Annotated in this window: 9 protein-coding genes and 1 pseudogene; 2 read left to right on the top strand and 8 right to left on the bottom strand. The window is 64.0% G+C overall.

All coding sequences use genetic code 11. The features are described from left to right. Positions 1–147, top strand: a pseudogene (locus SPH52_RS18265) (S-(hydroxymethyl)glutathione dehydrogenase); the annotation flags it as partial. Between the two features lie 108 nt (positions 148–255). Beyond that, positions 256–996, top strand: a complete 741-nt coding sequence (gene gfa, locus SPH52_RS18260; RefSeq protein ID WP_411796484.1) for an S-(hydroxymethyl)glutathione synthase — start codon at positions 256–258, stop codon at positions 994–996. A gap of 85 nt (positions 997–1,081) precedes the next feature. On the opposite strand, the gene SPH52_RS18255 is transcribed toward gfa, so the two are convergent. From SPH52_RS18255 to SPH52_RS18220, 8 genes are all read right to left on the bottom strand, one after another. Beyond that, entirely contained in the window at positions 1,082–1,558 is a 477-nt protein-coding gene (locus tag SPH52_RS18255; RefSeq protein WP_411796483.1) for a MarR family winged helix-turn-helix transcriptional regulator, read from the bottom strand. Positions 1,559–1,660: 102 nt separating this feature from the next. Continuing rightward, a complete protein-coding gene (locus SPH52_RS18250; RefSeq protein ID WP_411796482.1) occupies positions 1,661–2,617 on the bottom strand; it encodes a helix-turn-helix domain-containing protein in 957 nt (318 codons plus the stop codon). Positions 2,618–2,713: 96 nt separating this feature from the next. After that, entirely contained in the window at positions 2,714–4,042 is a 1,329-nt protein-coding gene (locus tag SPH52_RS18245; RefSeq protein WP_411796481.1) for a hypothetical protein, read from the bottom strand. Between the two features lie 114 nt (positions 4,043–4,156). Further along, on the bottom strand, positions 4,157–5,506 hold the full coding sequence (locus SPH52_RS18240) for an aminotransferase class III-fold pyridoxal phosphate-dependent enzyme (protein ID WP_411796480.1): 1,350 nt from the start codon (positions 5,504–5,506) through the stop codon (positions 4,157–4,159). Positions 5,507–5,566: 60 nt separating this feature from the next. Then, positions 5,567–6,991: an aldehyde dehydrogenase family protein gene (locus SPH52_RS18235; RefSeq protein WP_411796479.1), complete on the bottom strand. Its 1,425-nt coding sequence runs from the start codon at positions 6,989–6,991 to the stop codon at positions 5,567–5,569. 70 nt (positions 6,992–7,061) lie between these two features. Beyond that, on the bottom strand, positions 7,062–8,513 hold the full coding sequence (locus tag SPH52_RS18230; protein WP_411796478.1) for an APC family permease: 1,452 nt from the start codon (positions 8,511–8,513) through the stop codon (positions 7,062–7,064). 246 nt (positions 8,514–8,759) lie between these two features. Beyond that, positions 8,760–9,605: an intradiol ring-cleavage dioxygenase gene (locus tag SPH52_RS18225; RefSeq protein ID WP_411796477.1), complete on the bottom strand. Its 846-nt coding sequence runs from the start codon at positions 9,603–9,605 to the stop codon at positions 8,760–8,762. Between the two features lie 81 nt (positions 9,606–9,686). Further along, entirely contained in the window at positions 9,687–10,745 is a 1,059-nt protein-coding gene (locus SPH52_RS18220; RefSeq protein ID WP_411796476.1) for a maleylacetate reductase, read from the bottom strand. Between the last annotated feature and the right edge of the window lies 1 nt (position 10,746).

The raw sequence follows: 10,746 nt of genomic DNA, 5'->3' as shown, positions 1-10,746 counted from the left end.
GAGCTGCCGGGCTATGTGCAGCGCTACATGGATGGCGAGATCAAGATCGACGAGTTCATCACCCATGAGATGCCGTTCGAGAAGATCAACGAGGCCTTCGAGCTGCTGCACGAGGGCAAGAGCATCCGTACTGTACTTCAGTTTTGATATGCGCCGCTTCCAGTCATGCCCAAAGCCGCGCGAAAGGCCTGACGAGCGACCTGCCCGGCGCGAAGTCAGTCAACTCCCATACGGGCAGGGGACAAGGAGGCAACCATGAGCCTGATGGACATGATCCAGCGCTGGTTCGGCGGCAAGCCCGCCCCACCGCGTGCCGCGCCTGGCGGCAGCACGAGAACCACCCCGACACAGAGCACGCCACGTACGCCGCCGCCCGCGGCGAGCCCCTCGACAACAACGACACAGGGGAGTCAAGCCACCATGAGCCACCATAGCGTTCACATTCATCCCGCCGTCGACGACGGCGTCAAGCGCGGCAGCGACAGCTTCACCGGCGGCAAGCTCTATTGCCATTGCGACAGCAACCAGGTCGAGGTGACGGTCGACGCCCAGTGCGCCCACAACCACGTCTGCGGCTGCACCAAGTGCTGGAAGCCCGAAGGCGCCCTGTTCTCGATGGTGGCTGTGGTACCTCGCGACCAGCTCCGGGTCACCGCCAACGAGGAGAAGCTCGAAGTGGTCGATCCGGCCGCCGCCATCCAGCGCCACGCCTGCACGGGCTGCGGCGTGCACATGTACGGTCGCATCGAAAACACCGGTCATCCCTTCCATGGGCTGGATTTCATCCACACCGAGCTCTCCTACGACGATGGTTGGGCCGGCCCCGAGTTCGCCGCCTTCGTCTCGTCGATCATCGAGTCCGGCGCCGACCCTGACAACATGAGCAATGTGCGCTCACGGCTACAGGAGCTGGGCCTGCCACCCTACGACTGCCTCTCGCCACCGCTGATGGATGCCATCGCCACACATACCGCCAAGGCCAAGGGGGTGCTTTGATCGAACCGGAAAAACAAGCCGAAAAAAGCCCCGGACTCCTTATCAATCAATAAGGGGCCCGGGGCTTTTAGAGGTAGAGATCGACTCAAAGCGCGTTGAGATTACGGAACATCTTGCTCAAGCACTGATTGATGTAGATGACCTCGTCCTTGCGCAGCCCGCGGAAGGCCTTTTCCACCACCAGACCGGTGAGTTCCCTGGCCACGGCCAGCTTGGCCTCGCCGCCGTCGGTCAGCTCCACTTCCGTGACCCGGCCATCCTGGGGCGAGGGGGCGGTCTTGAGCAGCCCCGCCTCCTGCATCTTGTAGACGATCTTGGTGATGGTGGAGAGCTTGGCCACGGCATGGACGGCAATATCGGACATGCTCAGGCGGCCTTGCTCGTGCAGGATCATCAGTACCCGCCACTTGGAGGAGCTCAACCCATGGGGCTTGAGCAGCGTGTCCACGTCGGCACTGTACTTGGCGTTCAGCCGGGCCACCCAGTAGAACGGGAAGTCCTGGGCCCGATAGTCATCGGAAAGCGGGAAGAAGGAGGATGTCAGCTCGTCCTTGTCGACCATAGGGTGGGCACTCCAGGGCGATAAAATAGTGGAATATTCTAACATGTGCCCACCCTAACGACAGCCGCGACCTTTGATGCCGAGCAGGGATTCGCTCACCACTCACTCCAGCCGCCGTGTCTCGGACGGATACTCCCCAAACAGCTTGTGGTAGCTGGCCGAGAAATGGCTCAGATGGCGAAACCCCATCTCATAGGCCGCGTCCCCCACCGTACATTCGCAAGCGGACGTGCTTGCCAGCCTCCTGCGCACCGCATTGAGCCGAATGCTGCGCAGGAACTCCACCGGGCGAATGCCCACCACCCGCTGAAAGCTGTTCTGCAGCGTTCGGCGACTCACCCGCAAGCGCTCGCAAAGATCGAGCACGCTGAGCGGACTGTCCGGGTCGGCCAGGGCAAGCTCCTGACTGCGTTTGACGATGTACGAACTCACGGCCAGCTCACTGCGTTTCGTCTCGATATGCGCCTGCAGAAGATCGAGCTGCACGGCCATCAAGGCATCCTCGATGTCCTTCTCGATGACGGATGTCTCGTGCTCCCCCGGTCGGATGAAGCCATCGAAATGTTGACACACCTGGGCCTTGATCTCCTTCAGCAGCCGCATCGGCACGTTGATGCCCGGCATGGAGAGCAGCTGTGAAAACTGGGTTGAGCCCAGCTCGATCTCCGCCAAACGGGTGAAGCGCTCAAGATCGACGCTCAACGACATGAACGCCATCCCTTCCGGGGCGTGCAGCAGGAACTCTTCGCCATCGCGCAGCAGCAAAACGCTGTTGGAACTTACCTTGCAGCCTTGAATGATGGGCGGCCTGCCCGTGGCAAAGGCCATGCAGAAGCGCTGCCTGGGCGCGTGCCCATGCTGGACGACACGCTTGTCGAGCACCTCGTGAAAGACCTGGAAACGCTCGCCCGAGACCTGGAAAAGCTCGCTCGAAAGGCGACCGGCGCCAAGCTGGTCATACACCTGCTGCCAGCCCTGTATCGCAGCCGCATGCTGCTGAGGGTCATGGAAGGAACGAACTTCGTAGCGCATACCCGCCCCCCATGAAAAACGCGTCATTTGAAACTCGGCAGCATGATTCCGCTTGCGGCACCGGCCGCCCACGATAGAACCAGCGAATAGAGCTATCGGAGCAGAGCTATCAGAATAGAGCCATCAGAAGAACGCCGCCAAGACGAGCTGGGCGTATACGTTGGTGCCGTTGCCGCCCACCTGGGTGCCACCCTCGGTCTCGTCTCTGCTGGGTTTGTACAGGCCCAGCAGAGGGCTGATGACGACGTTGTCGGTCACGGCCCACTCAAGGTACAGATCCAGCTCCCGGCCATCCAGGTTCAGCGTATCGCGGCCCTTCAGGGTACTGAAGTCGAAGAACAGCGCCCCCAGAGCGAGGTTCTCCCTGGGGCTGGCCCTCAAGGCGAGATGGTGGACGTCGTTGTTGCGCGCAAAAGGCCCCGCATAGTTGGCCGCCACTTCGCCCTGGAACCAGGTGCCCAGCTCGGGGCTGCTCAGACCGGTGAACAGCGAGTCCCACTCCTCCGAATAGCGGGTATAGCGGTAGGTCAGGCTGGGCGACCAGGGAACATCCGCGAAGGTGTAGCCGGCCTCGGCGTACCAGGCGGTTTCCGAGCCGGCATCCTTGTTCTGCCAGGCGTATTCGAAGGCGAAATTGGCGTTCTCGATGCCGGCGTCGCCTTCCCCCCGCAGGCTGTAGACGTTCATGCCGTCACGCTGCGCGAGGAAATCGTCGGCCCACTCACGATTGACGTCGAGACCGCGCACCCAGGTCAGCCCGACGAGGCCCGCATCGCCGGCATAGTCGAGGGTAGCGGCGGCCAGCTCGGTCTCAGCCTGGGCCAGGTTGTCGGACTTGAGCCAGGCGGCCGTCCCGTGCAGGCCCTGCTCCCCGCCGAGGCGCAGCACTGCGGTGCGATCGAAGGCGTGCCGGGCCGCCAGGTAATAGGCGCCACCGCGGTCCAGGGCGCCGTCAGCCGGGCCCCGGCCCAGGTTCAACCCATCGTCGTTGACGATGAAGCCCCTGCCGAGCTGGACGACCTGCCGGCCCAGCGAGACATCCAGCCCGTCCGTACCGAGGGCGGGAAAGAGATCCGCGGAGCGCCATCCCAGGTAGGCGTCCTCGAGGGTGGTGCTGCGTTCCGTGCCCACGCTGTTGCCGCCGGCATCGCCATCCCCCCAGGTGGCGGAGCTGACCCAGTTGAGACCGCCATACAGGGTACCGGCACCGCCCATTCCCTGATGGCCGCTGAAGCCGTACTTGACGAAGCCCTCGCGCCAGCTTGAGCCATCCTCCCTGCCGTCGTAGTTCTTGCGGCTGTTCATCCAGCCGTGCACGGCCAGCAGATCGACGTTCAATGCCCCGTCGGTACTCGTCGCCAGCTCGTAGGCCTGGGCCTGACCTGTCTGCCCAAGGGTAACCGTCAGCGCCAGGACCCCACCGGCAACCCAAGTCGTCTTATGAGAGTTCATGTTCGTACCTTGATGGTCTTGTTGTTATCGGCTCGCTCGATGAATGAGCCGCGAGCCGTTCGGGTCGAGCGCGCCCCTCCTCCCTCGGGAACGACACGCGCTCGTTCACCGCCTCTAGCCCTGCCGCGACAGGGCCACCTCCAGCGCCTGAACAATCATGCCGGCCTCATCGGTGGTCAGGGTCAAGGGCGGCGAGAGGATGATCTTGCTGCCGACCGGGCGCACCAGCACCCCCTCCTTGCGCGCTTCCTCGGCGATGCGGGCCGCCTGCCCCTCGGTGGGATCGATCGGCTGCCGGGTGCGCTTGTCGACCACCAGGTCGAGCGCGACCATCAGGCCCTTGCCACGCACTTCGCCGACCACGTCGAAGCGCTCGCTCAGCGGCTGCAGCTGTTCGATCAGCCGCGCCCCCACCTTGGCGGCGTTGTCCGGCAGGGCCTCCCTCTCGACGATGTCCAGCACCGCCAGGGCCGCGGCGCAGGCGGTGGGATGGCCGCTGTAGGTGTAGCCATGCATGATGACGTTGCCGAACCCGGGCGCGTTCTCGATCGCCTCGACAATGCGCCGGTTGAACACCGTCGCGCCGAGGGGGATGTAACCAGCGGAGATTCCCTTGGCCAGGCAGAGAATGTCGGGCGCCACGCCCCAGCCCCGGCTGCCCAGCATGCAGCCGGTACGGCCGAACCCCGTCACTACTTCATCGGCGATCAGCAGGATCTCGTAGCGGTCACAGACCTCCCGCAGCTGCTGCCAATAGCCGTCCGGCGGCACGATCACGCCGCCGGCACCCTGCACCGGTTCGGCGATGAAGGCGGCAATGGTCTCGGGGCCGAGGAACTGGATCTGCTCCTCCAGTTGGCGAATGCAGTGAGCGGTCAGCTCTGCCGGATCGCGACAGTCCCAGGGGTTGCGGTAGAGCCAGGGGGTATCGAGGTGGTAGCAGCCCGGCAGCAGCTGACCATGGTTGTAGTGGTAGACGCCGTTGCCGCCCACCGAGGTGCCGCCCACGTGCACACCATGGTAGCCGTTGCACAGCGAGAGAAAGCGGGTGCGGCCGGGCTGGCCGGCGGCGATCCAGTACTGGCGCGCCATCTTCAGCGCCGTCTCGACCGCGTCGGAACCGCCCGAGTTGAACAGCACCCGCGTCATCTCCTCCTCGGCGAACATCGAAGTGAGCCGCTCGGCCAGGTCGAAGACCCGCGGATGCGCGATGCCGTCGAAGGTCTGGTAGTAGGCCAGCTCGTCGAGCTGCGCGGCGATGGCGGCCTTGACCTCCGGACGGTTGTGGCCGACGTTGACGTTCCACAGCCCACCGACGCCGTCGAGCATCCGGTTGCCATCGATATCGGTGATGTAGTTGCCGTCGGCCCGGGCGATCACCAGCCGTCGGGCCTGGTTACCCGGCGCCGAGGAGCTCATCGGATGCCAGAACTTCTTCTCTGCCGTCTTGTATTTCTCGTACATGGCTTGATCTCACTTGTTCTTTTGCACTGATTCGCTTGGGTGTCGATGCGGTACTTCCTCTCACCCCTCGACCGAAGGCTTACGAACGAACAGCAGCTGCGGGGTGGTGAATTCGAGCAGCCCCTCCAGGCCGAACTCGACGCCGAAGCCGGACATCTTGCAGCCGCCGAAGGGCGTGTTGGGTTGAATCTGGGCGTGGCAGTTGACCCAGGCCACGCCGCTCTCCAGCCGGCTGGCGATGGCCTGCGCCCGGGACTGGTCCTCGCCCCATACCGAACCGCCCAGGCCCATCTGTGACGCATTGGCACGCCGCAGGGCATCCTCGACGTCGCGATAGGCGATCAACGGCAGCACCGGGCCGAACTGCTCCTCGTCCACCAGCCGATGGCCATCGCTGACCCCGGTGACGATGGTGGGCGGATAGAAGTAGCCTGGGCGATCCAGGCGGGCGCCGCCGCACAGCACTTCCGCGCCCTGAGCCCGCGCATCGTCGACGAGCTCGCTCACCAGCTCGAGCTGGTCGAGGTTCTGGATCGGCCCGAAGGTCACGCCCTCCTCCAGGCCAGCGCCGACCACCTGCCGCTCGGCAATGGCCACCAGGGCCTCGGCAAACTCCTGGTACTGGGATTCGTGCACGTAGAGCCGCTTCAGCGCCGCACAGGTCTGGCCCATGTTGAGGAACGCCGCCTGGAAGATGTCTTCCACCACGGCGTCCACCGGCGTGCCCGGCAGCACGATGGCGGCATCGTTGCCCCCCAGCTCCAGGGTCAGGCGCTTGAGGTTGCCGGCTGCCGCCTGCATGACCCGCTGCCCCGTCTCGGTGGAGCCGGTGAAGACGATCTTGTCGATGCCGGGGTGGGCGGTGATGGCGCTGCCGAATCCCTGCTCGCCGGTGACGACGTTGATGACGCCTCTGGGCACGTGGCGGGCGATGATCTCCACCAGGCGAATCGTGCTCAGCGGAGTGAGACTGGAGGGCTTGCTCACCACGCAGTTACCCGCCCGCAGCGCCGGCATGATGTGCCACACCGCGATCATGAAGGGCCAGTTCCACGGTGTGATGGAGGCCACCACGCCCACCGGCTTGTGGTGCAGCTCGATGCGCTGGGTGGGCGTCTCCTCCACCAGCTCCACCGGCACTTCCTGACCGGCCGCATAGCGTGTCCAGGCCGCGCCGCCGCCCACCTCGGAGTAGGCCAGGGCCAGCGGCTTGCCCTGTTCCATGACGATCAGCCTGGCCAGCTCGTCCGCCTCACGCTCGATGTCGTCGGCAATGCGATTGAGCCGCTCGCACCTTTTGGCATGAGAGCTGAGCTTCCATTGACCGAAGGCATCGCGGGCGGCGCTGACCGCTTGATCCAGCTGTTCGGTCGAGCCGGCCGGACACCGCGCGCAGGGCACCCCCGTGGCCGGATCGATGACCTCGAAATGCCCCGCGGCACCCGGTACGTTGTCGCCGTTGATCAATAGTTCGTAGTTACGCATACAGCCGTCCTTCATGCTTCGATGCCTGGCCGGAAAGGGGGGCCTTTCCCGACGATCAAGGCAGAGTGATTTACAGTCGATGAGAGCCGAGCTGCTGGAATTGCTCGGGAGAGGTCTTGCGCAGGCGCATGGCCATCGCCCCACCCACCGCAAGCGCCAGCGCGATGAGAATGCAGAGCCCATAGGAGAGCAGTTGGCTGGATCCGGTTAGAGCGTCGAAGTGCATGACCGCGATGACCAGCATGGTGAGCAGCGCGAGACTGGAGAATGCGGGCAGGATTTTGCTTCTCCAGGGGCCCACGTCCAGCTCGGGATGGCGGCGGAAATAGCGCAATACCGCCAGAGAGGTGATCGCCATCAGCAGAATCAGGGAGAGCGCGGCCAGGCTGGAGAACCAGGCGAACAGCTGCAGGATGGGGTCGCCGCCGAAGGCCGCGAAGACCATAACCGCCGTTGCCGCGATCAGCGTCTGCAGCAGCGAGCCGACATGGGGGCTCTGATGTACGGGATGGGTGGTTCCCAGGGCGCTCGGCAACAGGCCGTCGCGTCCGATGGCATAGAAATAGCGGGCGGCCGAATTGTGGAACGCGACCAGACCGGCATAGATCCCCACCAGGAACAGGACGCGAATGACCTGGGTCATTTCAGGTCCGACGTAGTGATCGGACAGGATATAGATCAGCGTGGTCGGGTCTTCGAGCGCGTACAGAGTGGGCACGAGCTTGTCGGCACCGACCCCGATGATCATCGACCAGGTGGAGACCGCGTAGAAGCAGCCGATCAAGAGGATGGCGGAATAGGTTGCCAGCGGAATGTCGCGGCGGGGATTCTTCGCCTCTTCACCATAGATGGTGGTCGCTTCGAAGCCGATGAAGGCGGCAAAGCAGAACAGCAGACCGATGGAAGGAGCACCGCTGAACACGTGCTGTGCCTGGAAGGAGTCGAAATTCACCCCGCTGTCGCCACCGCTGGAGAGTATGGCCACGTTCAACACCAGGATGACAAGATACTCGACCATGACGATCACGCAGAGCACCTTGGCCGAGAGATCGATCTTGCGGTAGCCGAGAAACGCAATGCTGGCCATCGCCATCAACGAATAGATCCACCATGGCAGGTGCAGATCGAATACGGCGCTCATGGTGCCGGCAGCAACGCCACCGAACATGCCGTATAGCCCTATCTGCAGGATGTTGTAGGCAAAGATCGCCAGCCCCGCGGCCGCACCGCCGGCAATCCCACCCAGCCCCCGCGCCGAGAAGGCATAGAAGCCACCGGCATTGGTCACGTAGCGGGCCATGGTGGTATAGCCCACCGAGAAGATCAGCAGAACCGCCAGCACGAGGCCGATCAGCACGGGAGTGCCCGCCCCGTTTCCCAGCATCATGCCGATCGGAAAGCCGCCCGCCAGGACACTGAACGGGCTTGCCGCGGATACGACGAAGAAGATGATGAAACCGACACCCAAGGCGCCACGCCTTAGCTCTGTCGAGACTATCGCAGGGGAGGAAGTTACGCTCATTTTTCGAACCTTCATATTATGATTATAGGAACTAACAACGCCACAGCTTTTATCTTATTCCCACCCCGGCAAGTATCGTTATCCCAAATCGGCACCACGATTCTATTTTTATTCAATGAGATACACACAAACCACGGACCAGGCCCACACTCACCCGCCATCGGATAAAAAATTAAAATTCGGACAGCCTCAGAACTTTTCACAACTGTGAATTACGCTAATAACCCGCACTGCTTTTAGAGCGATTTATTTCTTCACCATGACGAAATCGAAGTTCGCCTTCCATTTCACATGAGTGTCCAACACTTCACGGTAATCGATGATCAGTGAATCCTTGACGCCGAACACCGCATCCGATGTCAGGTAAGCGTCACCCGAGACGAAGGTGTGGGTGACGATCCGCTCATAGTCGGGGTGCTCGAGCATGAAGTGCATGTGCGCCGGCCGCCACGGATGGCGCCCAAGGCTTGCCAGCATCTGGCCCACCGGGCCGTCGTCGGGTATCGGGTAAGACACCGGCTTGATGCCAATGAAGTCGTAGCGGCCATCGGCACCGGTAATGAACACGCCGCGGTTGTTCCACGCCGGCTGCGCATCCGGCTGCTGAACGTCATAGAAGCCGTCGCTGTTGTCCGACCAGACGTCGATGCGCACTCCCTCGATGGGGTTGCCTTCCAGGTCGAGCACGCGGCCCTGGTAGCGGCAGGTTTCGCCCTTGCCATCCAGCGAGATGGAAGCCCCCATGGGCAGCTCCGGCGCGCCGTTCACATGGAAGGGGCCGAACACCGTGTTCTCGGTCGCGCCCGCCGGGCGGCGGTGCTGAATGGCATCCACCAGCATGGATACCCCGAGGGTATCGGAGAGCAGGATGAACTCCTGGCGCCTGTCGTCGCACATCTGCCCCGTGCGAGTGAGGAAGTCGATGGCTGCTTCCCACTCGGCCTGGGTCAGCCCGACTTCCTTGACGAAGCCATGCAAGTGGCGGATCAGCGACGCCATGACCTCACGCAGCCTGGGGTCGGTCTCCTCGCCCATGCGCGCATTGACCGCTTCGACGGAGTTCGCTTCGGTGAAATAGTCGATCTGGGACATGCTTCATTCTCCTCGATGGCCCTTTCTCTCTGGCCTGGGTAAGCCGCTCGGGCGTGGATAAGTCGCTCCCGCCTAGGTGAATCACCGGGGCCGGGTGCCGCTCCAGGCGCGCTGGAGCAGCTCGCGTATGGCATCGCGTTCCACAGGCCGGGGGTTCCAGTAGGGGTTCTTCGCCGCCAGGTCGGCCGCTTTGTCCAGATCCGATTCGCGCAGCCCCAGCGCCGCGAGGGCGAGGGGTGCCCCGAGGGAGCCGGCGAAGTCGTAGAGACCGCCGCCCAGCTCGCCGCCGAACAGGCTTGCCGCCGGCGCCAGGATTTCGACGGCCGCCTGGGCGTTGTACGCCGCGGTATGCGGCAGCAAGATGGCGTGGGTCTCGGCGTGGGGCAGGTCGAAGCTGCCGCCCAGGGTGTGGCAGAGCTTGTGGTGCAGCGCCATGCCCACGCTGCCCAGCACGGTGCCGCACAGCCAGGCGCCATACAGCGCATCGCCGCGTGCCTGCAGGTCCCGCGGGCGTTCGACGATGGCCGGCAGCGCCTGCTTGAGACTGCGCAGCCCCTCCATGGCCATCAGCCCGGTCAGGGGGTTGCGGTCCTTGGCGTAGAGCCCCTCCACCGCATGCGCCATGGCGTTCAGGCCGCTGGTCACGCTGGTCGCCACCGGCAGCCCCAAGGTGAGCTCGGCGTCGTAGATCACCACCTCGGGCAGGATGGCGGCGCCTTTGACGGTGGTCTTCACGCCGTTCTCGGTCTGCCCCAGGATCGGCGTGACCTCGGAACCGGCATAGGTGGTCGCCACCACCACCTGCGGGGCACCGTTGCGATAGGCGATGGCCTTGCTCAAGCCGATGGTCGAGCCCCCGCCCAGGGCCACGACGCAATCGGCAGCGACGTCCTCGAACGCCGCCATGGCCTGCTCGGTCACGTGCACCGGTGTGTGCATCGCCGCCCCGCTGAAGACTCCGGCCCCCAGTTCGCCCAGCTGCGCGTCGAGGCGTAGGGCATCCTCGCGCCGGGAAGGCGTCGACAGCACCAGGGCCCTGCGGCAGCCCAGCAGGCGCACTTCGTCGGCGATCCTGGCCAGGCTGCCGGGCCCGAATAGCACGCGCGCCGGGTTGGCCGTGTAGAGGAAATCGTGTGGCATG

This window comes from Halomonas sp. A29 (assembly GCF_046723295.1).
Classification (GTDB): Bacteria; Pseudomonadota; Gammaproteobacteria; order Pseudomonadales; family Halomonadaceae; genus Halomonas.
This window is presented reverse-complemented; position numbering and strand designations above follow the sequence as displayed.

Coding starts and splice junctions, on each gene's coding strand:
- gfa (WP_411796484.1), top strand. CDS start 256: ATGAGCCTGATGGACATGATCCAGCGCTGGTTCGGCGGCAAGCCCGCC.
- SPH52_RS18255 (WP_411796483.1), bottom strand. CDS start 1,558: ATGGTCGACAAGGACGAGCTGACATCCTCCTTCTTCCCGCTTTCCGAT.
- SPH52_RS18250 (WP_411796482.1), bottom strand. CDS start 2,617: ATGACGCGTTTTTCATGGGGGGCGGGTATGCGCTACGAAGTTCGTTCC.
- SPH52_RS18245 (WP_411796481.1), bottom strand. CDS start 4,042: ATGAACTCTCATAAGACGACTTGGGTTGCCGGTGGGGTCCTGGCGCTG.
- SPH52_RS18240 (WP_411796480.1), bottom strand. CDS start 5,506: ATGTACGAGAAATACAAGACGGCAGAGAAGAAGTTCTGGCATCCGATG.
- SPH52_RS18235 (WP_411796479.1), bottom strand. CDS start 6,991: ATGCGTAACTACGAACTATTGATCAACGGCGACAACGTACCGGGTGCC.
- SPH52_RS18230 (WP_411796478.1), bottom strand. CDS start 8,513: ATGAGCGTAACTTCCTCCCCTGCGATAGTCTCGACAGAGCTAAGGCGT.
- SPH52_RS18225 (WP_411796477.1), bottom strand. CDS start 9,605: ATGTCCCAGATCGACTATTTCACCGAAGCGAACTCCGTCGAAGCGGTC.
- SPH52_RS18220 (WP_411796476.1), bottom strand. CDS start 10,745: ATGCCACACGATTTCCTCTACACGGCCAACCCGGCGCGCGTGCTATTC.